A 26,422-nucleotide genomic window follows, 5' to 3' on the forward strand; every position below is an offset into this window, starting at 1 on the left:
ACCTTACAGCATTATGCCGGTCGCCCAGCTATCATTCTTCACCGACACTCATGGAGACAGCGATGCGCAAACCAAGGGATTTCGATGCGGACCTAAAGGCGCTCGAGGAAAAGGCGCGAGGACTGAGGAGCCGCAAAGTGCGTCAGCTCGGCGAATTGGTCATCGCCACCGGTGCGGACGCACTCAGCGCGGAGGAATTGGCAGGCGCACTGATCGTTCTGGCTGAGACAAAAGAAGGCGGGAAGAGGGAGGCATGGGCCAAGCGCGGGGCCGCGTTCTTTCAAAGCCGGCCACGGCGAAATGCGCCAGCAACTGACCGCAACGCTAATGTCGCTCCTGCGCAACCAAACGGCCCGCAATCGCAATCGGGCCGTCAGGGCGCGACATGACATGCGCAAGTGGCAAGTTGAGCGCCGCAAGCGCACGCGACACCTCATCGAGCTGGGCGGCCTCGTCGTCAAAGCTGGACTAGTGACTTCGACGGGCGATGATCGCGCCGCCATCTACGGCGCGCTGCTCTGGATGGCCGACACGCTAAAGAGCGATCAGGGCGAACATGCGCGAGCGCTGTGGGCCGAAGGGGAAGCAGGCGTTCGAGGCGGACACGGCAACCAACGAGATAAGATCGCTCACGCGCAAAAACGGCGAGTAATCGCGCGCCGACCGCTTGATGTCTCGCCATCGGAGCTAATAGTTGCAAGCGAAAACGCCATTCTCGATGTAGCTCATTGGCGGGCTCGGGCCTTGATCCCCAGGAGCCCTCGACTACAAGAGCGCGCCAAGTTCCGCAAGCGGCGTCAACATGAACTAGGAGTCCAACTTCTGCGTCTTCTTCCACGATCCGCGCCATTCTGCAGAACAAGCTCTGTTCGCCGCCAGCGGCATCCTGCGGCCGTTCGTTCAACATGCCCTGAATTGCAAGTTAGACTTCCTATTTCGTGGGATAGTTGACAAGCACCGAGTGACCGAATTGTCCTTTCTCAGCACAGCCGGAACCAGCGCCTCTTTTCGGTTCGGGGTCGCCAGGACGAGTACGCCGTCCTCGCGGCAGGCTCGATCTTCCTGATGATCTCCGTCAATTCCTCGACCTTGTTGTCCTGGGACATCGGGCCTTGCGACGGCAGGACGGCACCGTCCCTCTCACAATGAGCCGTGACGGAGCACCGCGCCTGGCATGTTCGCATCGCGACCGGCGTCCGATGAATGAAAGTGCTTCCGCCCCCCCGACCTCCCGGAGATCCATCCTGAACGTCGGTCGCTGCAGCGCGTCGACGAGCGTGTCGAAGGCATAGGTTTTTGGCAAACCCCGCAGAACATTGAACAGGATGCCGCTTGACGGTTGCCGCCTCAGTACTTGTTACCCGTGAGGGTCTGTGCTCGGCTCTATGACTCATTCGCGAAAGAAGGCTTTGCGAGCCGGACGACCAGGCAGCGCGAAGGTTTCGGGGGCGTGATCGATTTCGGGGCCTCGGAGAGGCCGAACGCCTTCAGAAAGGAGATATCCGCGGGTGAAGCGGAAAGATTAGCACTGCGACCGTCCCGGACGGAACCCATCGGCAGATCGAAAATCAAGGAGCGCCTCCCATGTTCCCTCAAGACACCAGCCAGAGCTCCGTTGGCACGGCTTTTGTGGATCGCTGTGCCTGGCGATTTTGCCAGCACCCAGTGAGCTCCCGCCTTGTCGGTAACGTATTGGCACCTCCATAACGTCACCCGTGAGTTAGGCTGGTGGCGATGCCATTGCTGGCGTCGGTGAGCCGTCAAAGCTATTCTACATTGCGGGAAATCATGTGTACTCTCCTTCATTCAGCGTCGGTTGCAATGGGCTGATGGGATCCTGGCCCTCGCCGAAAGCGGGGGGTAAGCCGCTCGCGAAGTCTGCAGCTCTTGGTGCGGGCGCAGCGCCCCTTGAGCGTTCAGGGGAAGCGGGCCCGTGAGACATGCAGACGCAAAAGCGCCGCTTGCGGGCGCGTGACTGGCCTCGGCTGCGAGACCGGTTAAAAATGCACCCGGATCAAGGGCAGTGATAGCGACGCCGTTGACGACGGGACCGAGGCCGGGCGCTTCCGGCGAGCGGCTCGGCCGCTTCGAAATGTTTCACGGACTGATTCCTCCGACATGTCCCTGGGTATGCGTTTTGAGCATATCGCATTTGGTGACAATGCCTTCGGAGATTGCTGGCCCCGGCGCCGAGAGCGAACGGCCTTGAACAACCAGGGCGTCCGTTGACACCGGAGATGCGATCGTCGTCCTGGAGAGACCGCCATTGAATTAGCCGCGTGGGCTGATGTCGGTTTGGCTCGTTAACCGTAATAATCTTGCGATACCGTCTATGAAAGTTCCGTGGAACTTGATATCATGGTTTCATGATTTAAGGGAAACAAAAATGTCTGCAGCGAAGAAGCCTGCTCCGGAAGAGACGCTTCAAATCACCGTCCCTAGCGTGACTAAGAAGAGCCTTAAAATAAAGGCTGCCGAAAGCGGAGACACGATGCGCATTATAGTGCTCAAGGCTTTAGCCAAGGCGGGCATTCAAGTCCCAGGAGACGAAGTTCAAGACAAAAGAAAAGCGAAGTAGGCGTATCGTGGGGAACGTTGGGAAAAACAGCAAGACAAAGACCAAGACGAAATCGAAAGCCGACAATGCGGTTCTCGCATGCGACGTCTTCGCAGGCGCTGGCGGTTTTTCGCTGGGAGCGCATCTCGCTGGCATCGAAGTAGTCGCTGCTGTCGAATGGGATAAGTATGCGTGTGAGACGTACCGGAAGAACCTCATCGATACCGGTTTGTCCAACGCTTGCCTCTTTGAAGCCGATATTACGAAGCTGTCGCCCGCGAAAGTGAAGGCGGTATGCTGCTTCGATAAGGCGCCTTGCGATATCCTGTTGGGCGGCCCCCCGTGCCAAGGCTTCTCTGCCCACAGATTGAACGACGCTGGCGTTGACGATCCTCGCAATCAAATGCTTTTGCGATATTTTGAGTATGTGCGCGTCCTGAGGCCCGTGTTCTTCCTGGTTGAGAATGTGCCTGGTCTTTTGTGGCCCAAGCACAAAAAGTTCCTCGATGCTTTTTATGAACTCGCTGACCGGGCCAACTACGGTGTGCTTGAACCCCAAACCATTAATGCAAGAGATTTCGGGGTGCCACAGAATAGGCGCCGTGTTTTTATTTTGGGGTACGACCGCAAACGCCTCACGGATGTGAAGGCCTGGCCACCGAAGGCGACCCACGTGTCACCGGACTCTGAAGATAGCTTGCCGCACTGGGTCAACGCTTCCGTGGCATTCAAGAAAGCTTTGCCTGGAGATCCGAACAACATCCATATGCAGCATGGACCGGAGCTGCTGAAGGTGTTCGAAAAGACACCGCCTAATGGTGGGTCACGAAAGGACTCCGGCCGCATTCTGCCCTGTCACGAGGACCATGTCGGGCATCATGATGTGTACGGTCGGATCGATCCGTCAGCCCCTGGTCCGACGATGACAACTGCCTGCATAAATCCGTCGAAGGGGCGATTCGTCCATCCCACGCAGCACCATGGCATCACGTTGCGCCAAGCCGCGCGGCTTCAGTCTTTTCCGGATTGGTACAATTTCGAAGGTGGGATAATGGCTGGCGGAAAACAGGTTGGAAACGCTGTGCCTGTCGATTTGGCCAAGGCTCTGCTGAAACCATTGCGCCAGGAAATCATCAAACTCCGCAAGGCGGAAAAGCAGGCGGATGCCGCATGATTGAAAGCGTAGCATTCCAGACGCGCGCGCGAACCATCGACCATTTGGGCAGGGGGCAGATTGCCGATGCCCCGACGGCGGTCAGTGAGCTCTGGAAGAATGCTTACGATGCATACGCGAAGAACGTAGCGCTGCATATTTTCGACGGTAGCCCTGAAGTCGCGGCGATTTTCGACGACGGCGTCGGAATGAACAAGAATGACGTTCTTGAACGATGGTTGGTCATCGGGACCGAGAGTAAGTTCGACGCATCCGATGAAACGCCAGTCCAGACGTTCGGTTTGCCGGTCAGGCCGCGGCAAGGTGAGAAAGGCATCGGGCGCTTGTCGGTTGCATTCCTTGCTCCCGGGACCATCCTGGTATCCAAACAAGCTGATTCAGATTTCGTTGCCATCGTTGTCGATTGGAGATTATTTGAAAACCCCTATCTTGAGCTATCCGACATCCGGCTGCCGGTGCAGACCTTCAAGTCCGCCGACGATTTGGTGGATGGGTTGCCTACCCTATTGAGCACTTTGAAGTCGAATTTGGGCGGCCAAGGCTCTGAGCGGGAGGAAAAGCTTGCTTATAGTTGGAAGCGATTTTCCGTTTATGAGGGGAGTCAAAAGCTTTCGCTCACCGCGGATTCGATAGAGGCGGCCTGGCAAAGCATGCCCCTCACACGACGGCATCTGGAAGAATGGCCCGTCTTTTTGGGTCTCGCCGATCACGGTACCGCAATCTTTATGGTTGGCCTGAACAACGAGCTCGGCGTTTGGGTTCGCCCGGAAGAATCTGGGGAAGAAGTGGACGAAGCAAAGGAGCGCCTAAGGCAGACGCTTACGAATTTTACTGATCCATATTCAAAAGATCGACCGACTTTCGACTACGAGGTATTTATCCATCGTGGCGACGATGACAGGCGGCTGTTGGGAGCCACCGAGGTCTTCGGGATGGATGATTTGCACGATCTTGAACATTACATCGATGGCGCGTTCGACGCGCGAGGTACGTTCACGGGTCGTATTGTGGCATTCGGTCAAGATTTGGGCCTCAAAACTTATCATCCAGCGCGTCCATTGTCTCCGCGGGGGCGCGATAAGCTTGGTGCATTCACATTTACAATTGGCACTTATGAGCAGGATGAACGTCGCTCCACGCATGATGCTCAGCGACACGCGTGGTTGGACTTGCAGTCGGACAAATACGGCGGTGTGCTTGTATTTAGGGACTTTCTGCGGGTAATGCCTTACGGTCGCTCAAATGCGGATTTTCTCCAGCTGGAAGAACGCCGAGGCAAGCATGCCGGGCGCGAGTTTTGGGCCCACAGGCGCAGTTTTGGCAGGATTGGCTTTACGAGAGCAGAAAATCCATCACTGAAGGATAAAGCGGGCCGCGAAGGATTGGTCGATAACCGAGCATTTCGCGAAATGCGTTTGCTGGTGATCCAGTTTCTGATGGATGCGGCCCGCAAGTATTTCGGGACGGATGCACCATTACGTGCAGAAGTCTTACCGGGCATCATGGAGCGCAAGGCACTCCAGAAGGAGGCTGCTGATAAGGCACGCCTTCGTCGTCGCAAAGGTATGCGACAGTTTCTGAAGGAACAGGCCGCCCCATTGGAGGATGCGATTCGACGGACAGAATCGCTCATCGAACTGGCGAAGGACACGCTCTCCAAAAAGGACAAAGTACAGGCAACAGTTCTGGCTGCCCGTGTTCGCGATATTCGCCTGGTTGGTGATACGTTGCGTCCGCCGACCCCCTCATCGCGACTGGGGGATTTGGAAGTTGATTGGCGTAAATACCGCGATGACTTTGAGGTGTTCTCGGAAAAACTTCAAAGCTTGGCATCGCTTGCAGCGGAAGTTGATGCGGCGGTTCAAAGCGATAAGCCCAGAGACGTCTTGTCCAACTACTACAAAGAGCAACGTCAAGCTCTATTCAATCAGCTTCGGCAATTCTCCTCAACCATTGACGACAGATTGGCGAAGCTTCGACAAAAGTGGACAACGCAAGGTCGCGATGACGAAGCGGAGATTCAAAGCCGCATCGGACATTTGCTCACAGCGAAGGTCAATGCCGCTAATCTGCTTGGCATGATGAATTTGCTCGATGCCAATCGTGCTGAGCTATCAGAGATATTCGCCGATCGATATCAATCTATCATCGGCGCTCTCGACCTACTGATCGAAGGTATTGATCTTCAAGGTGCGGTCGATATTACGAATGAGCGGCAAGAGGAGCTTGAAGAACAGCTGCGTGACATTCAAGCTGTAGCGCAGATCGGCATCACAGTCGAAATTATTGGACACGAATTTGAGACATTGGAGTCCGAGGTAAAGCGCAATCTTGAAAAGCTCCCGTTGGCCTTGCGTCAGACGGACGCATACAAGATGGCCATTCGGTCTCATCAAGCTCTCGCGGATCGCTTGCGTTTTTTGACTCCTCTCAAAATCGGTGGGTATCGCACGCGGGAAGCCATCACAGGGCAGCAGATTGCAGACTACATAGCCGAGTTTTTCTCATCGACGTTCAAGGATCAGCGGATCGACTTTCTCGCGACAGCGTCTTTCCGGAAGATCGCTATCACGGATATGCCCTCACGCATTTTCCCCGTTTTTATCAATCTCGTGAATAATGCCATCTATTGGACGAGCCAATCCGCCGAGCGCAAAATACGGTTGGATTTTCGGGATGGTCTAGCGGTTGTTGCCGATAGCGGCCCAGGCGTTGATCGGGAAGACGTGTCGCGCTTGTTCACTATCTTCTTTACGACCCGGAGGTCGGGGCGTGGCATCGGTCTTTACCTAAGTCGCGCCAATCTCTCGGTGGCAGGCCACAGAATCAGGTATGCAACCGGGGACGACCCCAAAGTTCTTGGAGGCGCAAATTTTCTAATCGATTTTAAAGGGGTGCGTATCGATGGCTGATGCTGCTTACGAATCCGTCGTCGAGGCCACGTTCCAGGGTAAACCGCTACGAACGGTGCTGCTGGTAGATGATCAATTTCCAACCTATTTAGATCTCTCGAATGGCGAAACTGCCGACACGGCAAATCGCTTTGTCGATAAGGGCCGCGCCGCGTTGCTTTATGATGCATTCCAACGCAACCACATGCTTTGCGATGTCGAAAACGTCGCTAACGACGTCAGGCCTGAGCGTCTACGAAAAAGCGACTTGGTTGTGCTAGACTATCATCTGGGGCCTGGTCACAATAACAGTGATCGCGCTATCGAGATTCTTCGCGAGCTCTCAATCTCACGACATTTCAATACCGTCGTCGTATATACGGCTGAACCGGACTTGGACAAAGTGTGGTTGGAGATCGTCGCGGCTCTCTCCGGTGGCTGGACAACCTTGCCTGCAGCTCTAACCGGCGATCCAAAAACTCACTGGGAAAGGCTTTCCGACGAAAGGCGACTTCCGGGCGCGAGCAAGGAAGCGATTATGGCGTATTCCAAACGTCGCGACCTCCGTGGCTTGCCGGCTGATGTGCAGACTACCGAGCGGAAACAATTGATCGACCTGGAAGTACCGCAGGCCGCCTGCGGCGACATAATTGAAGCACTTATACACAGAGAGATGGCACAACGGTCGGGCCGATACGCGGGTGAGCCGAAGCGGGCGACCGTTGGGGACTATAGCGGAAGCAATCGATGGATACAGTCCGGCAGCGTTTTTGTAGCCATTGTTCAGAAGAGCGAGCTCACCGAGGACCTAAATGATCCTGCCGGCATAATGAGCGGCTTGAGAAGCGCTTTATTGGCGTGGAAACCCAACCTAATTCAAATTCTGGTTTCCGAGATACAGAACATCCTTGAGCTCGAAGCTCTTGCCAGCGAAGACGAACTTCTCAAGGATCCTGTCACTCATACCGCGCTTTGGTACTATCTTCTCGACGCCTTGGGACCTATTGATCCTCAAGCGCCGCCGGACATGAAAGTGGCTGTAATGACAATCGTCGATAAGATTGTCGACGGTGTCCGACGCCGTTTGTCGTCCGATCCGGAGCTGCTGAAGCTGGCAGTCCAGGCGCTAGTAGGAGAGCTTAGGGACACAGGCTGGACAAAAGATACATGGCCAAGAGGCAAAACTATGTTGGACGGCGCGACTGTGCTGGCGCGTACCAAAGGCCTCACGACAAACTCCAACACAATGTTTCGGCTCAACAGCTTTTCAAGCACCGAGCGTTTCGGTCGCGCACATCTGACCACTGGCACGATTTTCAAACATGCAGCGACAGATCAATACTTCGTGGCCGCATCGCCTGCTTGCGATTTGGTCGCGCGGCGTCCAGGGGCCGATCAATGGTGGACTCACTCGGTTCATCCCATTACGCCACTTGTCGCGATCATGTTAAATCCAGTGCCGATCGACAAGGCCTTAGAGGTGGCATCGCAGGGAAATCACATTTTCTTCGAGCGCGGTTCCGATAAGAAGGCATTCAAATTTGTGGCCGGTAGTGGTTATCAACCTCCATACGAGTTCTTTATGTTGAAAGATCAGGGTCTTGTTCGTGCGGAATCCGGAAAGACTATATTCGACGCGTCGCGTCTGACTCCGAAGCTGGTGCAGGTAAACGGCGAAACGAAAGCGTCCGAAACCGAACGCGAGTGGGTGGAGAGCCAATTTGAAGTGATTGCACAGTTGCGCGGTGTGAATGCCACCCACGTCCTGCAGATGACCGGCCAGCATCTTTCAAGGGTTGGATTAGACTTCATCAGTACGCCTTCGGCCAATGGATAGAATCAGCCCGGAGCAACGAAGCAAACTTATGGCTCGGGTCCGAAGTAAGGATACCGTACCCGAAAAGCGCGTTCGAACCGTAGCCCATTCAATGGGACTGAGATTTAGGCTTCATCGGAAAGATCTGGCAGGGCAGCCCGATTTGGTGTTTCCGCAACATAAAGTGGCGATATTCGTTCATGGATGCTTCTGGCATCAGCATCCGAATTGCAGGCGTGCGTCGGTGCCTCAAACTCGCAGAGCGTTTTGGACTAACAAGCTTTCCGGAAACGTTCGACGGGATGGCGAGGCCACTCGTGCGTTGCGCGCGGACGGGTGGCGCGTTGCGGTTATCTGGGAATGCGAGACGAAAGACGGCGAGGAAATTGAACGCAAGCTGGCCGAAATCTTTTCGAAAAGTGGTCGGCGTAGAAAGACGAAGGGGACGGCATGAAAGCAGTCTTCGATACGAAACCGACGTCTATCTACAATGATGATATTTCCAGGCATTATCAATTTCCTCGTAGATATCTAGGTATCATTGAACGATGCGTGGGAGATTGGATCGTTCTTCGAAGACCACGAGCGGATGGCGGGAATTTGGCCTATTTTGCCGTCGCGCGGGTCGTGAGCGTTGAGCGCGATGAGAGGAACCCCGGTTTAAGCTACGCCAATTTAGGCGAGTATCTTCCCTTCGACCGTCCCGTCCCCTGGACCGTAAACGGTCGTTATTCCGAACAGGCTTTGCGGGACATTCCTCAAACGCAGGTGGGTGTGTTCCTGCGTGGACGATCGGTCAGGCATCTCGGGGAAGATGATTTTGCGGATTTGGTCGCAATGGGCCTCTACGAAACTCTTAACGCCGACAATGCTCAGCGTCTGGGGGTACCGGCGACGGTAGTAGAGGACGCGGCAGCAGCATTCCGACAACTGCCACCGGCAGGAGAGCGTGAACGTCGCATCGAATCAATTCTTAGCAATCGTATAATTCGAGACGCCAATTTTCGCAATGCGGTCTATAACGCGTATGATAACCGCTGCGCCGCAACCGGGCTGCAAATGTTTGATGGTCGAGGAAACTCGGAGGTGCACGCGGCGCATATTTGGGCGGTAGCTGATGGCGGCCCCGATGTGGTCCAGAACGGGATAGCCTTGACTGCAACGGTTCACTGGCTATTTGATCGATTTCTGATTTCTATTACAGACGATTACCGCATTATCGCTGCGCGAACCGGAATTCCTGACGAATTATTGTCTTTGCTCAATCGGCATGATGGCAGCATTCTCCTGCCCCGGACTAAGGAGCAGTGGCCCCACCCGGCCTATCTGAAGCGGCACCGTGACAAGTTCGCTTCGATCAACATGGCCCATCCGCTGCGTGCTCGATAGCATCTTGCAGAGTCCTTATCGAGACCAACTGCGCGAACTTGAGAAGGCGATCGAAGAAGCCACACCACACGCCGATGATTGGCTCAACTAGCGAAGAAAGTAGTGTTGGCGACGTGTAACGCGCCGTTGAGCAAAATCGCGCCGGAGCTGATCGTTTACCCTAGCGGGGCGATAAGGTAGTGCTAGCTCGCGCAGGCTGGAAGAGCTTGCGGTTGAATGGCACTTTGAGCTGCTTTTGTCCTAATTGACCTACCACCGAAGTTTCATCCAGCAGCATCTAGAGTCCGAGTGGGTTTTACGCCGATTGGCGCGGGTGGAGCAACGGGCGAGCGGCGGAGCTGGTCGGGGTTGCGCAGCCGATCGCCCGTTGCGGTGAATGTGGCTGCGTAGGCCGCCGGGGTCTGGTATTTCAGCGAGGAGTGGGGCCGCTCGCCGTTGTAGTCGGCAACCCATGCCGCAATCTTGCTCCGTGCCTCGGCGATGCCGAAGAACAGCGTCTCGTTCAGCAGTTCGTCGCGCATCCTGCCGTTGAAGCTTTCGACGAAGGCGTTCTGGATCGGCTTGCCCGGTGCGATGAAGTGCCAGGCGATGCTGTTGTCCTCGCACCAAGCCAGCATCGCATTGCAGGTGAACTCGGTGCCGTTGTCGGACACAATTGATCCCGGCTTGCCGCGCCAGGCGATGATGGCCGTCAGCTCTCGTGCCACCCGCCGGCCCGAGATCGAGGTGTCCGGGATCGCGCCCAGACACTCCTTGGTGACATCATCGACGATGTTAAGGATGCGGAAACGCCGACCGTTGGCGAACTGGTCGGAGACAAAGTCCAGCGACCAGCGAGCATTCGGTTTCGCTTCTACCGGGATCGGAGCCCGCATCCCGATAGCCTTTCGACGGGCGAGTCGCTTGCGCACCGTAAGCCCTTCTTCGCGGTACAGCCGATGGATACGGTTGATGCCGGATCGCTCGCCCTCCCATCGCAGCAGGATGAACAGCCGACGATAGCCGAACCGCTGCCGTTCGTTGGCAAGCTCGCGCAGTCTGCCCCGAAGCTCGGCGTCCGAGGGGCGACGAGACCGGTAGCGCACCATCGTCCGATCCGCCCCGACGATCGAGCAGGCCCGCCGTTCCGACAGGCCGAGCTTGGCCTGCAGGTGCGCCGCTGCAGCGCGCTTGGCGGCAGGCCCTACCATTTTTTTGAAAGCAGCTCCCGCAGCGCCGCCGCATCGAGCATCTGCTCGGCCAGCAGCTTCTTCAGCTTGGCATTCTCGTCCTCGAGCGCCTTGAGCCGCTTGGCCTCGGAGACCTCCATGCCGCCGAACTTGGCCTTCCAATTGTAGAACGTCGCCTCCGAGATCCCGTGCTTGCGAGCCAGATCGGCCGTCTTCGCACTGGCCTCGTGCTCTTTCAAGACCGCGATGATCCGCTCTTCCGTGAACCGCTTCCGGTTCATCTGTCCGTCCTTCGTCAGTTCGGACTCTAAATCCTTCTGGAGGAGATTCTTAGGGGCAGGTCATAATGCGCGTGGGCAGTGTTCAACTTCGGAAACGTTCCTAGCTGACGCTAGCCTCTGAAGAACCATTTCGCTCCAGCGCCCGCCAGTCCTCCTCAATCGCCAAAAAGAATCGACGCCGCAGTTGATATCCAAATTCGCTCGAACAGCCGTTGCCGTGCTCCAGTGTGCGCGGGAGCTCTCGGGCGTTCGCATTGACGTATATCCCCGTACAGCAAACTCTGGTCCCGCCGAGCTTTGTAAAGTAGGAGGAGACATGGGATGCAGTCGAAAGGGGGAGACAGAAGCGAGGGTTGCCGATTGCTCCATTTGATCTGCTATCCGGAGAACCAAAGTCGATTCCGTTCGATCAACGGCTCACCTGCACGATTCACGAAGCGAGCGAGGTCACCGGCTTGGGCCGCACGAAGCTTTACGAGTTAATTGGGGCAGGGCAACTCACTACGATAACGGTAGGACGTCGGCGGTTAGTGCTCGTGAGCTCGCTCCACGCACTGCTCCACGTGACCCCCTCGGAACCTGGAGGTATAAAAAAGGTTCGGTAACACTTCGCGGTTGGGAGACTTGACCGCAGTTTTCCGTCTTTTTCCGTTCCAATTCGCCAATTGGCTGAGGGTAACTCGGTGGAAGCGCTGGCCCCAAAATCACGCAACCATTTGAAGGTAAACAAAGATCTCGCACAAAAACGCGGACACTCTCTCCGCCAGTCACCCATCCCAGCCATTCCGTTCAGTTGCGAGAAGATGAAATCGCTGCGGGCCGTCAGCCCTCCGGCCTCTTCCGCACGAGCGTGCGCGGGGGCACGCCATATCGACGGCGGAAGAGGCGGCTAAAATGCGAGGGGTCGTTGAAGCCCCAGCGCAGGGCAATGTCGGTGATGCTCTCGGTTCGGCGCGCGGCTTGGAGGTCGCGGCGGCAGCGGTTGAGGCGGCGCTGGCGGATGCATTCCGAGGGCGTGGTGCCGTGCTCGGCGAACAACAATTGTACGGAGCGGACGGATAGTCCGAAGTGGGCGGCGATCTCGGCGCTGTCGAGATCGGGGTCGTGCAGCTGTGCGTCGATGTAGCTCATGATGCGCGCGAGCCGCGCGGATGAGCGGCGCGGTGCAGCGTCGCGGCGCACGAGGCGCGCAGCCCTGGCGACGATCTCGAGCCCGGTATCGACGGCGGCATGGGCCTCGCGGTCGTCCATCTCGGCCAGCGTGCCGGCGAAGCCCTCGAAGTAACCGGACACGGCGGCGCCGAAGCCGTGCCGGCCGGGCAGATGCAGGGGGCCGCGTCCGATCAGGTCGGGGTGAAAATTCCGGATCACGGCTTCAGGGCAGGCGATCATCATCTTGCGCAGCGGACTGAGCGTGGCGAAGGCGAGCGTCTCGCGCGTGTTCCAGACGATCACGTCGCCGGGCTCGAACAGCACCGTGCCCGTTGAGTCCTCGCCGCGCTCCCGGCCTTCGATCACGGTCATCACGACCACCAGACCGGCATCGGAAGCGCGGCGCATCCCGGCGCAGCCCTGTGCGACCTGCGCTTCGATCACGAGAGCATCGCCTAGCTGCCTCAACTGCTGACGGAGCGAGATGGCCTCGTGAATGGTCCAGCCGAGCATTGGGTCGAGGGACGTCGTGGGCGCGGTCAGCGAGGCAAACCCTTGCACGTTCGGCATCTGCAACGCTTTCCCTCGGCCGCCCGGAGGCCCTCGCTTGCGGCGGCTGCGTCCGCCCGCGTTTCGCCGTCGTCCGGGTTCGCTTTCGCTGCCGTCCGGGACGTCGGTGCCGCGCTTGGACTAGAGCCTAGGCTGTGACCGCCGTGCAGACAAGGCGGAGAGACGAGAGCAAAGGGAGGTTGCAATGGTCGGTTCGGATCTGCGGGCTGGGTTCGAGAAGGTGGCCTTCAAGGCCGACGATGGTACGGTGCTGCGCGGCTGGCACGTGCCGCCGCAGGGGGACGCGCCGACAGCGCCCATCGTCGTGCTTCATCACGGCTTCAGCGGGCTCAAGGAAAGCTATCTCGACAAATATGCCGCCGCGTTCAGCGCAGCCGGTCTCGGCGCGCTGGTCTATGATCCCCGCAATTTTGGCGAGAGCGAAGGGCGCGTCCGGCAGGAGATCGACCCGATGCAGCAGCTGGCCGACTACCGCGATGCCATCACCTTCGCAATGACCCTGCCGCGCGTCGATCCCAGAAGGATCGGCGCTTGGGGCTCCAGTTATGGCGGCGGTGTCGCCATCCAGGCGGCGGCGATCGATCAGCGCATCCGCTGCGTGGCAGTGCAGGTCTCGTTCCTCAGCGGCGGCGCGATCTGGAGCCACATTCCGGCGGAGACGAAGGCGCAGCTGTCGCAGCTGTTCGTAGGCGAGCGATTGGCCCGTGCCGCGGGCGAGCCGCCGATGACCATGCAGGTTGTGGCGCAGGATCCGGCGACGACGCCGTGCATCCTGGGGACATCGGACGCCTACGACTGGTGCATGGAGGCGGCGAAGATCTCGCCGCTGTGGCGCAACGAGGTTACCGTGCGCAGCCTGGAGCTCACCTTCAGCTTCGAGCCGGTCGCCTTCTTGCATCGCATCGCGCCGCGGCCCCTGATGTTGATCGCGGCCGAGGGCGACATGCTGATGCCGATCGAGGCGTCGCGGGAGGCGTTCGCGCGCGCCGGCGAGCCAAAACAGTTTGTCAGTTTGCCTTGCGGGCATTTCGCGCCCTATGTCGAGCACTTCGAACGATCATCCTCGGCTGCGCGTGACTGGTTCCGATCACACCTCCTTCAGACGCGCGAAGCTTGAGCTCCGCCGATAGGGTGGGGCGATCGCATATGAGGCAACAAGCTGTGGCGAGCGCTCGTTTCGCGGCCATCCTTCGCGATGGCCGCCTAAGGCGGCCTCTCGGGATGAGGGTCTTTTTCGCGGCCCTCATGGTGAGGAGCGCCGCTCTGCGGCGCGTTAGGCGATGCTCTTGCTTCGCCTTGAGACCCATGGGGGCTGACGATCGGCTGCTCCCGTGCGGCGCTGCTCATGCTGTTCCTGCTCGGGCCGGCGGCCGTGCGTGCAGTTGCCGGCACTGGCACGAGCACCCCGCCGGTGGCGGGGCCGCAATTCCGAAACAGCGGGGCTGATTCGGCGCGAATGCTCTAGAATTAGGATTGCAACGCGCGCCGCGCGTCACCTCCGTGCAGTGCCCCCGTCCGAAATGCCCTCCGTCATCGCCGACCCCTCCCTCCTGCGCGTCCTGATCGTGCTCGCCATCACCCAGCTGATCGCCTGGGGCACGCTCAGCCTGCCGGCGGTGATCGGCCGGGCCATGGCGGCGGATCTGGAGATGGAGCTGACGGCGATCTTCGCCAGCACGACGGTGCTGTACATGTCGATGGGGCTGTGCTCGCCGCTGCTGGCGCGACCGTTCGTCAAGCATGGCGGGCGGCGGGTGATGATCGCGGGCACTCTGCTGGCGGCGCCGGGCTACGCGCTGCTGTCTGCGGCGCAGGGGCCGCTCTCTTATTATGCCGCCTGGCTGCTGCTCGGCGTGGCCGGCAGCGCCACCCTCTCGACCGCCTCCTACATCGTGCTCAACGAGATCGCGGGCCTGCGCGCGCGCAGCGCCATCGGCGCGCTGATGCTGGTCACGGGCCTGTCGAGCAGCATCTTCTGGCCGGTCACCTCGGCCCTCTCCGCGCATATCGGCTGGCGCAGCACCTGTCTCGTCTATGCCGGCCTGCTGCTGCTGGTCTCGCTGCCGCTGTTCGTGTTCCTGCTGCCGCGGCGCGTCCATGATCATCTGCCGCCGTCGTCGGATCCGCCGGCGTCGGCTCCCGCATCGACGCCGTCGCGCGGCACGTTCTATCTGCTGGTCGGCGCCTCCGGCCTCAACGCCTTCGTCGCGTTCGGGATGGGGGCCGTACTGATCGAGCTCCTGAAGGCCAAAGGCCTGTCGGCGGCCGAGGCGGTCGGTTTCGGCTCGATGCTGGGGGTGATCCAGATCAGCGCCCGCGCCATCGATTTTCTCGGCGGCGGCCGCTGGGACGGCATCACCACCGCGATCGTCGCCGGACTGGCGCTGCCGGTGGCGATGCTGCTGCTGATGCTGAGCGACGGGTCGCACGCCGCGATCGGCGGCTTCATCCTGATCTACGGCCTTGGCAGCGGCGCGCTCGCCGTGGCGCGAGCCACGATGCCGCTGGTGCTCTACGACAAGGCGGCGTTCGCCAAGGCGTCCGCCCAGATCGGACTGCCGCTCAACCTGCTGTCGGCGGTGTCGGCGCCCATCCTCGTCGAGCTCTTGACCCGCTACGGCAGCAAAGCGCCGCTGGCGCTGAGCCTGGCCTGCTCGTGCGCGGCGGTGGTCATCCTGTTGCTGCTGCGGCAGCGCCGGCCGGCGCGCGCGGCGGTCTCTCCCTGAGGCGTTCGACCGAGTCGCCCGTCGGGCCGGACATGGGCTCGCCGGGAGCGCCGCGACATGCCGCATTCCCCCTGCGCCGAAACACGAAGTTCATTCGCCGTCTCAACGACATCGGCGCAATCGCGCCCGCTTGCGCAAATTTTGTTCTTTCGTTTTATCGGAATTCGTGCTTCTCTCTGATTGTCCCGCCTCATCGACGAGGGGCGCTGCGCATCGTCAGGAGCGTTGGGGTGGGATGTGATGGACGGGCAGGCGCCGACTGACGAGCGGCGCCGGCACGGACGGTCAAGTCGCATGGTCCTGGCATCCCGACGCTGATGCCTGCGCGGCGTGCCATTGGCGCGTTGCCGCAAACGGGGGCAAGAACGTCGGTCCCCGAGGAGAGTGCGAAGCAGCCGTAACACCATTGCGCAGGGAAGGCCGGGCAAACCCGGCTGAACCTGTGGTTCCTGCCCCGTGCATTCCTTTCCGCACGGGGGCCGCAGGAATCAGCCGATGCCTGGTCTTCCCTGCGCCCTCGATGAGGTGAGGGCTGAGCTGCACAAAGCTCGGGCGCCTGACGCGTCGCGACGACGAAACTCCGTGGGAACTCGACACCTAACCCACTGGAACTTCGCAGGGAACCGGCCGTCCCCTTGGATGATACCTCGGATTATCGCATGTTAGTTCGAACGATCGCCACCCCAGGTCGGGTTGGTTGTTCTCTGGCTTGAGTTCGCGTGAGTGGACATGATCCGTCCAAAAACTAATTAGTTCGATAGTGTTCGGGCGGCACGGATAGCAAACCATTAATGTACGGTTGGTATCGTGCATACAGTCCACGCAACGAGAACCAGAAAATGCGACACCTGACTGTCTATCAGCGTCTCGCGGCGATCATCGCCGTGATGTCGATCGCACTGTTCGCCGTCTCCGCCATGCAGATCCTGATGCTGCGCGGAACCGTTCTCGAGGAGCGGCAGACCATGGTCCGCAACCTCGTCGAGTCCGCCGTCAAGGTGCTGAGCTATTATGACGCCGCGGCAACCGCCGGCAAAATGGCGCCGGAGCAGGCGCGGCAGCAGGCCTACGCCGCGATCGGCGCAATGCGCTGGGGCCAGTACAACGACTATCTCGGCGTCTACGGAACCGGATCGTCGGATGCCGGCGTGACCTATGTCCACGCCAACCCGAAATACATCAACGTCAACCGCTGGGACTTCAAGGATTCCACCGGCAAGCTCCTGATCCAGGACATCGTGCGCATGGCGCGCGCCGGCGGCGGCTTCGTCGAGTACAAGGTGCCGCGCGCGGGGGGGACGACCGAGCTGCCGAAGATGTCCTACGTCGGCGCCTATGGCAGCGGCGACAAGATGCTGGCGATCCAGGCCGGCGTGTATGTCGACGACGTCGATGCGGTCGTCTATCAGCGCGCGCTGTGGGCCGGCTTCGGCGCGCTCGCAGGTCTGCTGGTGGCCGCGGTCGTCGCCTTCTGGCTCGGACGCAGCGTCGTCGTTCCGCTCGACCGTACCTGCGCCGTGATGGACGAGCTGACCAAGGGCAATCTGGGCCTCGAGGTGCCGTTCACGGATCGCAGGAACGAGATCGGCCGCATGGCGCGCAGCCTGCAGATCTTCAAGGACCATCTCGCCGAGAGCGAGCGTCTCCGGGCCGAGCAGGAGCAGTCCAAGCAGCAGGCCGCCGAGGAGCGCCGCACGGTGCTGGTGCGGATCGCCGACGAGTTCGAGCGCTCGATCGGCGGCGTGATCCAGACCACCGCGACCGCCGCCGGCGAGCTGCAGACCTCGGCGCAATCGATGTCGAGCATCGTCGCCGGCACGACCGACCAGAGCGCGAAGGTGGCCGCGGCCGCCGAGCAGACCGCCAAGAACGTGCAGACGGTGTCGGCCTCCGCCGAGCAGCTGTCGTCATCGATCCAGGAGATCGCCAAGCAGGTCACGCAGTCGTCCTCGATCGCTCAGAACGCGGTCGGGCAGGCGACGCGGACGGAGGCGATGGTCGACCGGCTGGTCCACGCGTCGCAGAAGATCGGCGAGGTCATGGCGCTGATCCAGACCATCGCCGGCCAGACCAACCTGCTGGCGCTGAACGCCACCATCGAATCGGCGCGTGCCGGCGAGGCCGGCAAGGGCTTCGCGGTGGTCGCCAACGAGGTCAAGGCGCTGTCGGCGCAGACCGCCAAGGCAACCGAGGAGATCACCAGCCAGATCGAAGCCATCCGCGACGCCACCGGCTCCACCGTCAACGCCATCCGCGAGATCGGCGCGACCATCGGCCAGATGAACGAGATCACCGACGCGATCGCAGCCGCGGTCGAGGAGCAGGGTGCCGCGACCAAGGAAATTGCCCGCAGCGTCCAGCAGGCGGCGCAGGGCACCCAGGGGGTCATGCAGCACATCGTCGGCGTGCGCGAGGCGTCCGGCCAGGTCGGCGCCGCGGCGGCGCAGGTGCTGAGCGCGGCCTCCCAGCTCGGCAGCCAGTCGGATCAGCTCAAGACCCAGACCGGGCGCTTCCTCGGAAACGTCCGCGCGGCGTGACGTCGGCGGCGGATGGTGACAGCTCACCCTCCGCCGATCGCTACGAGACGGTCGAGCAGCGCGGCCTGGGCTGGATTGATCCGGACCCTCGCCTCGGCGAGGTCGAACCAGGCGGCGCGGTCCACCTCGGGAAAACGCCTGATGTGGCCGCTACGCGGCGGCCATTCGAGCTCGAACGCGTTGCTGGTGATGCTGCCGGCATCGAGATCGATTTCGGCGGCGAATGCCTCGACCACCTTGCCGCCGCGCTGCTTGATCTCGCCGAGCGGCACGAGCGGCGCCGTCAGCGTCGTGCCGAGCTCCTCGGCGAATTCGCGCCGCGCCACCGCCTCGGCCGCCTCGCCGGCACCGAACTCGCCCTTCGGGATCGACCAGGCGCCGAGATCCTTGTTGCGCCAGAACGGGCCGCCGGGATGCACCAGCAGCACCTCGAGTCCATCGGCGGTGCGGCGAAAGGCGAGCACGCCCGCGCTGCGCGCCGGCATGCCGCTACGCCTCGCCGGTGCGCTGGATGAGGTCACGCTCCCAGCCGAACACCGAACGGCCGTCGAGCTCTGGCGAGGCGGCGCGCTCGGTCGCGATGTAGGCATCGAGCGAGGGGCCGGTCGCGCTGCGCTCCAGCCGGCGGGCCTGGTCGTCGAGCCGCTTCAGCGCCGACAGCGCCTCGTCGCGGCCGAGCTTGGCGTTGCCGACGGCCGATTTGAGCACGCGGATGGTCTCGTCATAGACCTTGATCGGCACCGGATAGGGATGCCGGTCCTTGCCGCCATGCGCCAGCGAGAACCGCGCCGGGTCGCCGAATCGATACGGCGCGCCATGCACGACCTCGGCGACCATGGCGAGCGAGCGCACGGTGCGGGCGCCAACGCCCGGCGTCAGCAGCAGGTCGGGGAAGTCGACCGGGCCGCGCTCGGCCGCGGCCGCCAGCGTGCCGTGGAGGCGACGGGCGAATATGTCCTTCGGCCTGACGTCGTGATGCGCCGGCATGACGAGATGCGGCAGCAGGCCCTGCGCCGGCTCCGGCGTGCTCAGCCGCGCGAACTCGGCGACGACGCGGTCGGGGCCGAGCTCGGTGAGCAGCTCGAGCTGGGCGTCGCGCGACGGCGCGGCGCGCTTGTCGGTGAGGTTGACGATCTCGCCCTGGACGGGACCGTCGATGGCGCTGTGCGGCGCGTCGACGAAGCTCGCGAGCTGTTGCGAATGCCAATGGTAGCGCCGGGCCTGGCGGGCGTCGCCATTCATGCCCTGCTGCACCACGGTCCATTTGCCGTCGGCGGTGACGAAGAAGCCGTGCAGATAGAGGTCGAAGCCGTCCTGCACCGCGGCGCTGTCGACCTTGGCGACGAGCTTGCTGGTCCGCACCAGCTCCTCGCCGTCGAGGCCGAGCCGGTCGCCGAGCAGGCGCAGCTCGTCGGGCGTCTTGCGCGAATGCTCGCCGCGGCCGCCGCAGACGTAGATGCCGAGCTCGCCGGACAGCGGCTTCAGCCCGCGCTTCAGCGCGCCGATCACGCTCGTGGTGATCCCGGAGGAATGCCAGTCCATGCCCATGACGGCGCCGAACGACTGGAACCAGAACGGATGCGACATCCGCGCCAGGAATTCGTCGCGGCCGTAATGATGCACGATCGCCTGGGTGATGATGGCGCCGAGCGAGGCCATGCGCGTGCCGAGCCAGGCCGGGACGCGTCCGGAATGGAGCGGAAGATCGGCGCTGCCGGTGCGTCGGGCCATCGGAACCTTGCAAGCGAAGTGTGCCGTGCCAATCTAACAGATAGCGCGCCATTGCGCGATCGCTGCGATGGGACGCGGGCCTTGGCGCTATCCGGTTTGCCCGAGATGGCCGATCCAGTTGCTAAACAGCGTCTGGGCGGCGCTTTCGGCGGCGAGATCGGGCCGCAGCGTCAATCCCGGGAGCTCGGCCGCCAGCGTCGGGTCGCGCCTTTCCTTGGCCCGCCACTCGAACGCGTTGAGCACCGCCTCGCTCTCGGCGCTGAAATAGGATTTCGGCAGCCGCGGGTAGTCGTCGCGCTGCCCGGCGAGAAAGCGCGCGATGTCACGCATGTATTCGCGCTGCAGGGAGAGCGCGTCATACTCGGGATGGCCCTGGAAGAACACGAACCGGCTCGGCATCGAGCGCGCGAAAATGTCGACGCCGACTTCGTCCGAGCGGGTCAGGATGTCGTAGCCGCGCTCCGCCAGCAGCGGCTCGTTGACGGCGTTGAGGCGGGAGTGCGGCACCTGAAGCGGCAAATGGATGCCGTGCGTGAGCCAGTCGTCCTGGACCTTCACGCAGTCGAAGATGCCGGAGCATTTGCTCGCCAGCCGCTGCCGCTCGATGTCGTCGAGATGCAGCACGGCCGCGTGGGCCGCGAGACACGACCAGATGGTCGAGCGCGTGTTGGTTCTGGCCCAGTCGATCACGGAGGCGAGGTCCGACCAATAGGGCTCGTCGCGCAAGGCCGCGGCGACAGGCTCGGCGCCGGTCACGATCAGGCCGTCGATGCCGAGCCGATCGAGCGACCCGATGTCGGCGTAGGACTGGGCGACGTGGCTCCTGGCCGCCTGCGAGCGAGAGATGGAGGGCAGCGAGAAGCAGTGCAGGCGGATGCGGACGTGCCGCGGCGCGCACTGCCGCAGCAGGCGGCCGATCTGGAGATCAGTCGCCTTCAGGGCGCTGTCCGGCATGTTGTTGACGAGGCCGATCGAAAGCTCGATCGGGCGTCGGCCGCGGTCGTCGAATTCAGCGGGCGCGAGGGCAGGGCTCGCGATCCTGCGATGTCGGTCGAACAGCAGGGTCATCGGCTGATCGCTCTACTCCGCCGCATCCAGCTGACGCGTGCGAGGGCAGGCCTGGGCGAGCGCCTGGTCGAGATCCTCGATGATGTCGCTGACGTGCTCGATGCCGATCGACAGCCGGATCGTCTCCGGGAGGACGCCCGCCTTGCGCTGGTCGTCCGGCGGCATCTGCCGATGCGTGGTCGATGCGGGATGGCAGGCCAGCGACTTCGCATCGCCGATATTGACCAGCCGTGTGACGAGCTTCAGGGCGTCATAGAACGCCTTGCCCGCTTCCATGCCGCCCTTGATCCCGAATGTGAACAGCGACGACGCCCGGCCGTCGAGATATTTCTGGACCAGGGGATAATAGCGGCTGTCGGCGAAACCGGCGTAGTTGACCCATGCCACGCGCGGATCGTTGCGCAGGAATTCGGCGACCTTGCGTGCATTCTCGACGTGACGCTCCATGCGCAGCGCGACCGTCTCGATGCCCTGCAGCAGCAGGAAGGCATTGAACGGCGACAGCACCGCGCCCATGGTCCGCTGATAGACGCTGCGCGCGCGCTGGATATAGGCGCTGCGGCCGAAATGATCGGTGTAGACCATCCCGTGATAGGACGCGTCGGGCTGGGTGAAGGCGGGAAAGCGGTCGGCGTGATCCTTCCAGGGGAAGTTGCCGCTGTCGACCAGCATTCCGCCCAGCGTCGTGCCGTGACCGCCGAGAAACTTGGTCAGCGAATGCACCGCGATGTCGGCGCCGTAATCGAACGGCCGCAGCAGGATCGGTGTTGCGACGGTGTTGTCGACGATCAGCGGCACGCCGTTGCGATGCGCGACCTTCGCCAGCGCCTCGATGTCGCAGACATTGCCGGCGGGATTGCCGATCGTCTCCGCGAACACCGCCTTGGTGTTTTCGTCGATGAGACGCTCGATGGCGTCGGACGTATCGCTTTCGGCAAAGCGTCCAGTGATGCCCTGGCGCGGCAGGATGTGACCGAGCAGCGTGTGCGTGGTGCCGTAGAGCTGCGGCACCGAGACGATATTGCCGCCGCCATCGGCAAGATTGACGAATGCGAAGTGAAGCGCCGCCTGCCCGGTGCCGACGGCGAGCGCGCCAACGCCGCCCTCGAGCTCGGTGACGCGCTTCTCGAGCACCGCCGTGGTCGGGTTCGAGATCCGGCTGTAGCGATAGCCCTCGGCTTCGAGATTGAACAGCGCTGCGCCGTGATCGGCGCTGTCGAAGGCGTAGGCGGCGGTCTGATAGATCGGAACCGCGACGGCCTTGGTGGTCGCTTCGGGCTCATAGCCGGCGTGGATTGCAATCGTCTCGTTGCGCATCGGCGATCTCCACGCTCGCTCGATCAATGCGGCGAGCTGCTCGTATTCCGCGAGTGGTGCCGTTGTAGGAGCGCAGGCGTAAAGCGGGCAATAATTCGCGACAACAACGACGAAATAACCCTAACGAGATGTGGCCGAAGAGCTTCGAATTAGCGCGCAACAGGGACACGCAGGAGCGACCGGATCTGCTGCCCGACCAGATCCAGTGCGACCTTCGCCTGCGGCAGGATCGCACCGAGGGTGTGGAAATTGTGAACCATGCCGTCGTGACAGACATGCGCGACGGTGACGCCGGCCTCCGTGAGCCGTGCCGCATAGGCATTGCCCTCGTCGCGCATCGGATCGAACTCCGCGGTGTGGATCACGGCGGGGGGAAGCCCAGCCAGCGTCTCGCGGCACAAGGGCGATATCAGGGGATTGGCGACATCGGACTCGCCGGCCAGATAGTCGGCGAGGTCGGCCTGCCAGGTCGCCCTGTCGATCAGATAGCCGGTCCCGAACAACTCGCGCGACGGCCAGGGGTTGGAAAAATCAAGCACCGGGCAGATCAGGCATTGCAGCGCGATCCTGAGACCGGTGCTGCCGGCAGCCTGCTGACAAACCGCGGCGGCGAGCGTGGCGCCCGCGGAATCGCCGCCGATCACAATGCGATTGCCGTCGATGCCGAGCGCGGCCGCGTGATCGATGGCGAAGTGAACCGCAGCGATCGCATCCTCGATTGCTGCGGGGAACATGTGCTCGGGAGCGAGACGGTAGTCGATCGAGAGCAGCCGGCAGCCGGCGGCGGCGGCAAGCGCGGCGGCGACCTTGTCGTGCGTGTCGATGCTGCCTGCCACGAGACCGCCGCCGTGAAAGTATACGAAGCCGGGCGGCATCCCGGTATCGTCCAGGCCTGCTGCAGGCGTATACAGGCGATAACGAAGCAGCCCGGAGGGACCGGAGAAATCGCCGTCCCGCGTGATGACGGCGCCGCAGTCGTTGCGCGCGAACTGCATCAGCTTCGCCAGCGACTGCCGACGTTGCCGGGGACTCGGAGGCTCCCGGCTTTCCGTCACAACGGCCGCCACCATCGAAAGCAGGCGCTGGGCGCGAGGGTCGAGCGGCATGACAGCTCCAGTTAACCAAGGCATCGGGCATTGTGCCCATCAGCAGTGAATCGATCATGAGCGGCAGGTCGCGACCGGGAAATCCTTAAAATATTCACGCCAGAAGTGCAGATACGATCGATGCCGAACGGGAGCGCCGCCATGACCCACATTGTCAAGCCTGTCAGTTACTCGCAGACCTGGACCTTCTTCGACGGCGAATGGCGCGAGGGCAATGCACCGATCATGGGCGTCCGGACCCACGCGACGTGGCTCGCATCGACCGTGTTCGATGGTGCGCGCGCATTCGAAGGCGTGACGCCCGATCTCGATCGGCACTGCGCGCGCGTGAATCAGTCCGCGATCAATTTCCGGCTCAAGCCCGTGGTGGACGTCGAGACCTGGATGGGGCTGGCGCGGGAGGGCGTCGCGCGCTTCGCAGCAAGAGCCGAGCTCTACATCCGCCCGATGTACTGGGCGCAGCACGGCGCCGGCGGTGGTGTCCTGTTCGATCCCGAGACCACCAATTGGTGCCTGTGCATCTATGAGGCGCCGATGCCGCAGCCGACGGGCAACGCCATCACGCTGTCGCCGTTCCGGCGGCCGACGGCCGAATGCGCGCCGGTCGACGCCAAGGCGGCGTGCCTCTATCCGAACAATTCGCGCGCGCTGATCGAGGCGGCCTCGCGCGGCTTCAACAATTGCCTGATGCTGGATCTGCTCGGCAATGTCGCCGAGTTCGGCAATGCCAACGTGTTCATGGTCAAGGATGGCGTTGTCTTCACGCCGGTGCCGAACGGAACCTTCCTCAACGGGATCACGCGACAGCGCGTGATCGAATTGCTGCGAGGCGACGGCGTCAGTGTGGTCGAGACGACGCTTCGATATGACGATTTTCTGAACGCCGACGAGATATTCTCATCGGGCAACTTCGCCAAGGTCGCGCCGGTGATCCGCATCGACGAGCGGACGATGCCGATCGGTCCGGTGTTCAGCCGTGCGCGCACGCTGTACTGGGACTATGCGCACCAGGCCAGGGCGGCGGCATAGGTCAGGACCCGTAGATCGGAAGCTCGGTGTTGCTGAGATCGCCGAGCCGCGCCGGCTGCGGCCCCTTGATGTACTTGCGGCCGCGGCGTTCGGTGTAGACGCCGTACAGCCCGGCGACCGGTCCGTTGGCGTCGACGATGACGGACACGCGGCCCCGCAGCAGCAGGAAACGGCCGACGGCGCCGGCGCAGGCGACATAGTCTGAGATGTCGCGGCAATAGATCAGCTGCATGGCGGGCAGTGCGAACCGTCCTTGCCGGATGCGCGCCTGCTGCAGCACCAGGGGAATGCTGCTCTGCTTCGACCTGACCACGATGCTGAGACAGCCATGGCCGGCGTGGCGGATCAGCAGATCCGCTTCGTCGGATGGAATGCCGTCTACAGCGCGCGCGTCTGCCGCGACCTGTTGGACTCGAGCGCCCTGGCCCGCAGCGGAGAGCACCGGAACGGAAAACAACAGGCCGTGACAATAGGCACGAAACCCCTGAGCCTCGATGATCGGCCAGGTCCGGCGAGCGGCGCTGATGTTGACGTAGGTGACCTCGGCCCGCCGCTGGGCGATCGCGGTGAGCATCGTCGCGTAGTTGCGAAACGCCGGCTCGACATACCAGCTCGAGAGATTGCACCAGATCCGGGGCTGCGCTGGTGTGCCTCGATTGCTGTAGATCAGCAGCAGGACGCCGACCGCATTGCCGCCCTGCTCGAGCAGGTAGCCGTAGCGCGGATAGCCCTCGGGCGTCGGGCGCGCGGCCTGCCGCTGCAGGCCGCTCGACCAATAGCGGCGGGGGCGCCGGGGAAAGCCGCGCGCCAAGAGATCGGCGACCGCGTCCAGATCGGAGGCTCCGATCTCGCGGCACCGGATCGGTGGCTGGAGCGCGCTCATGAGATGGTCTGCCGATCCCTCGCCGGCGGCTTGGTGGCGTCAGCCGACGGTGCTTGCCTGGCGCTCGAACTGCAGCGCTTCCCGCACGCGCGACGGCCAGCGCGCCGGATCGATGCCGTGGGTGTGGAACAGCGCGACTGCCAGGCGGTCCATGCCGAAGGCCACGCAACCGGTGTGCGCCGGCGCACCGTCGGCATCGTCGATGCCCCAGGTGGTGCCGAAATGCTCGCGATGATAGTTGAAGCTCATGCAGGCGGTGGGCTGCTCCTCCGAGCGCAACGGCACCAGCAGCTCGAATTTCAGCGCCTGCTGCTTCTGGCTGACCGCCTTCATCTGGCCGACGCGGCCGAAGAACGGGTCGCTGGCATGATCGACGCGGAACGACAGGCCGAGATCGCGCGCAATCGCCTGTGCCTTTACCATCCAGCGGTCGCGGAATGCCGAGACGTCGTCGGGCGTGCCGATACAGACATATTCGCGCATCCGGAACGACTGCAGGCGGTCGAGATGACGCGACGGCTCGCGGCGGAAGCAATCGGCCGCGACGTCGAAGCGCAGGCCGCCGACCGGCAGCGCGCCGCGGCTCGCCGCGATCGGATAGACCGGATAGCAGGCCGCGGGCGACAGCACGAGGTCGGCTGGTGACAATGAGGTGGTCCAGTCGCCGCCCTTGTCGAACCGTGCCACGGCTTCATGGATGTCCCGCTCGGTGCCGTGCAGGCCGCAGACGCAGCCGAGCAGGTTGGGGAAACTCTTCAGATAGCCCGACTTTTCGAGCTGGGCGCGGCTCATGACGGGCGGAAAGCGCATGACCTCCGTGCCGGGCTCGCGATGCCGCGTGATGAGCGTCGCGAGCCGCTCCACCACGCCTTCATACAGCGCGGTCCGCGCATAGACGCCATCCGCGCCCATGCGATGGAACAGCGCGCCGGTCAGATGATCGAGCGCGTCGGCCGGCTGGGGTGCAATCTCGGGCGACTGCGGGAGAACGGGAATCGTCATTGTGCAAATCCTGGGTCGAGGCAA

21 protein-coding genes and 1 pseudogene are annotated in these 26,422 nt (G+C 62.1%); 13 read left to right on the forward strand and 9 right to left on the reverse strand.

What is annotated here, in order from left to right; all coding sequences use genetic code 11:
• The first annotated feature begins 62 nt into the window (after positions 1–62).
• From ACQR1E_RS10030 to ACQR1E_RS10065, 8 genes and pseudogenes are all read left to right on the forward strand, one after another.
• The gene (locus ACQR1E_RS10030; protein WP_434896968.1) at positions 63–389 is read left to right on the forward strand and encodes a conjugal transfer protein TraD; all 327 of its coding nucleotides are present in this window, start codon (positions 63–65) and stop codon (positions 387–389) included.
• 1 nt (position 390) lies between these two features.
• Positions 391–652: pseudogene (locus ACQR1E_RS10035) on the forward strand (conjugal transfer protein TraD).
• A gap of 1,734 nt (positions 653–2,386) precedes the next feature.
• Positions 2,387–2,578: a hypothetical protein gene (locus ACQR1E_RS10040; RefSeq protein ID WP_434896969.1), complete on the forward strand. Its 192-nt coding sequence runs from the start codon at positions 2,387–2,389 to the stop codon at positions 2,576–2,578.
• A gap of 7 nt (positions 2,579–2,585) precedes the next feature.
• On the forward strand, positions 2,586–3,731 hold the full coding sequence (locus ACQR1E_RS10045) for a DNA cytosine methyltransferase (RefSeq protein WP_434896970.1): 1,146 nt from the start codon (positions 2,586–2,588) through the stop codon (positions 3,729–3,731).
• Positions 3,728–6,643: an ATP-binding protein gene (locus ACQR1E_RS10050; protein ID WP_434896971.1), complete on the forward strand. Its 2,916-nt coding sequence runs from the start codon at positions 3,728–3,730 to the stop codon at positions 6,641–6,643. Before ACQR1E_RS10045 ends, ACQR1E_RS10050 begins: the two co-directional genes overlap by 4 nt.
• A complete protein-coding gene (locus ACQR1E_RS10055; protein WP_434896972.1) occupies positions 6,636–8,459 on the forward strand; it encodes a response regulator receiver domain in 1,824 nt (607 codons plus the stop codon). The genes ACQR1E_RS10050 and ACQR1E_RS10055 overlap by 8 nt, the downstream gene beginning before the upstream one ends.
• Positions 8,460–8,487: 28 nt before the next feature.
• Positions 8,488–8,892, forward strand: a complete 405-nt coding sequence (locus tag ACQR1E_RS10060; RefSeq protein ID WP_434896997.1) for a very short patch repair endonuclease — start codon at positions 8,488–8,490, stop codon at positions 8,890–8,892.
• Positions 8,889–9,827 (forward strand): HNH endonuclease, encoded by a 939-nt coding sequence (locus ACQR1E_RS10065; protein ID WP_434896973.1) that lies wholly within the window; start codon positions 8,889–8,891, stop codon positions 9,825–9,827. Before ACQR1E_RS10060 ends, ACQR1E_RS10065 begins: the two co-directional genes overlap by 4 nt.
• A 263-nt stretch (positions 9,828–10,090) precedes the next feature.
• Here ACQR1E_RS10065 and ACQR1E_RS10070 read toward each other — a convergent pair.
• Positions 10,091–11,277 (reverse strand): IS3 family transposase gene (locus tag ACQR1E_RS10070; RefSeq protein ID WP_434896974.1). Its coding sequence is split into 2 segments (ribosomal slippage): positions 10,091–11,025 and positions 11,025–11,277, totalling 1,188 coding nucleotides; the frame shifts between segments, so codons are not numbered across the junction.
• A 353-nt stretch (positions 11,278–11,630) separates the two neighbouring features.
• Here ACQR1E_RS10070 and ACQR1E_RS10075 point away from each other — a divergent pair.
• On the forward strand, positions 11,631–11,882 hold the full coding sequence (locus ACQR1E_RS10075) for an excisionase family DNA-binding protein (RefSeq protein WP_434896975.1): 252 nt from the start codon (positions 11,631–11,633) through the stop codon (positions 11,880–11,882).
• Positions 11,883–12,099: 217 nt separating this feature from the next.
• On the opposite strand, the gene ACQR1E_RS10080 is transcribed toward ACQR1E_RS10075, so the two are convergent.
• Positions 12,100–12,999, reverse strand: a complete 900-nt coding sequence (locus ACQR1E_RS10080) for a helix-turn-helix domain-containing protein (RefSeq protein ID WP_434896976.1) — start codon at positions 12,997–12,999, stop codon at positions 12,100–12,102.
• Positions 13,000–13,183: 184 nt separating this feature from the next.
• On the opposite strand from ACQR1E_RS10080, the gene ACQR1E_RS10085 reads away from it, so the two are divergent.
• From ACQR1E_RS10085 to ACQR1E_RS10095, 3 genes are all read left to right on the forward strand, one after another.
• The gene (locus tag ACQR1E_RS10085; protein WP_434896977.1) at positions 13,184–14,116 is read left to right on the forward strand and encodes an alpha/beta hydrolase; all 933 of its coding nucleotides are present in this window, start codon (positions 13,184–13,186) and stop codon (positions 14,114–14,116) included.
• 403 nt (positions 14,117–14,519) lie between these two features.
• Positions 14,520–15,725 (forward strand): MFS transporter, encoded by a 1,206-nt coding sequence (locus tag ACQR1E_RS10090; protein ID WP_434896978.1) that lies wholly within the window; start codon positions 14,520–14,522, stop codon positions 15,723–15,725.
• Positions 15,726–16,564: 839 nt separating this feature from the next.
• Positions 16,565–18,262 (forward strand): methyl-accepting chemotaxis protein, encoded by a 1,698-nt coding sequence (locus ACQR1E_RS10095; RefSeq protein ID WP_315827899.1) that lies wholly within the window; start codon positions 16,565–16,567, stop codon positions 18,260–18,262.
• Positions 18,263–18,285: 23 nt separating this feature from the next.
• On the opposite strand, the gene ACQR1E_RS10100 is transcribed toward ACQR1E_RS10095, so the two are convergent.
• The 5 genes from ACQR1E_RS10100 to ACQR1E_RS10120 form a co-directional block, all read right to left on the reverse strand.
• A complete protein-coding gene (locus tag ACQR1E_RS10100; RefSeq protein ID WP_315827900.1) occupies positions 18,286–18,747 on the reverse strand; it encodes an NUDIX domain-containing protein in 462 nt (153 codons plus the stop codon).
• Between the two features lie 4 nt (positions 18,748–18,751).
• Positions 18,752–19,993, reverse strand: a complete 1,242-nt coding sequence (locus ACQR1E_RS10105; RefSeq protein WP_434896979.1) for a DUF763 domain-containing protein — start codon at positions 19,991–19,993, stop codon at positions 18,752–18,754.
• Positions 19,994–20,080: 87 nt separating this feature from the next.
• On the reverse strand, positions 20,081–21,061 hold the full coding sequence (gene metA, locus ACQR1E_RS10110) for a homoserine O-succinyltransferase MetA (RefSeq protein ID WP_316191837.1): 981 nt from the start codon (positions 21,059–21,061) through the stop codon (positions 20,081–20,083).
• Positions 21,062–21,073: 12 nt separating this feature from the next.
• Positions 21,074–22,378, reverse strand: coding sequence for an O-acetylhomoserine aminocarboxypropyltransferase/cysteine synthase family protein (locus ACQR1E_RS10115; protein ID WP_434896980.1), 1,305 nt, complete (start codon positions 22,376–22,378; stop codon positions 21,074–21,076).
• Positions 22,379–22,527: 149 nt separating this feature from the next.
• Entirely contained in the window at positions 22,528–23,484 is a 957-nt protein-coding gene (locus ACQR1E_RS10120) for an alpha/beta hydrolase (RefSeq protein ID WP_434896981.1), read from the reverse strand.
• A 141-nt stretch (positions 23,485–23,625) separates the two neighbouring features.
• Between ACQR1E_RS10120 and ACQR1E_RS10125 the strand changes: the two genes are divergently transcribed.
• Positions 23,626–24,513 carry a branched-chain amino acid aminotransferase gene (locus tag ACQR1E_RS10125; protein ID WP_434896982.1) on the forward strand — a complete coding sequence of 296 codons (888 nt, stop codon included), beginning with the start codon at positions 23,626–23,628 and terminating at the stop codon, positions 24,511–24,513.
• 1 nt (position 24,514) lies between these two features.
• On the opposite strand, the gene ACQR1E_RS10130 is transcribed toward ACQR1E_RS10125, so the two are convergent.
• Both ACQR1E_RS10130 and ACQR1E_RS10135 read right to left on the reverse strand, forming a co-directional pair.
• Positions 24,515–25,396: an acyl-CoA acyltransferase gene (locus tag ACQR1E_RS10130; RefSeq protein ID WP_434896983.1), complete on the reverse strand. Its 882-nt coding sequence runs from the start codon at positions 25,394–25,396 to the stop codon at positions 24,515–24,517.
• Positions 25,397–25,435: 39 nt separating this feature from the next.
• Entirely contained in the window at positions 25,436–26,398 is a 963-nt protein-coding gene (locus ACQR1E_RS10135; RefSeq protein ID WP_316169882.1) for an amino acid--[acyl-carrier-protein] ligase, read from the reverse strand.
• Positions 26,399–26,422 lie beyond the last annotated feature (24 nt).

It is taken from the genome of Bradyrhizobium sp. HKCCYLRH1030, assembly GCF_051168395.1.
GTDB lineage: Bacteria > Pseudomonadota > Alphaproteobacteria > Rhizobiales > Xanthobacteraceae > Bradyrhizobium.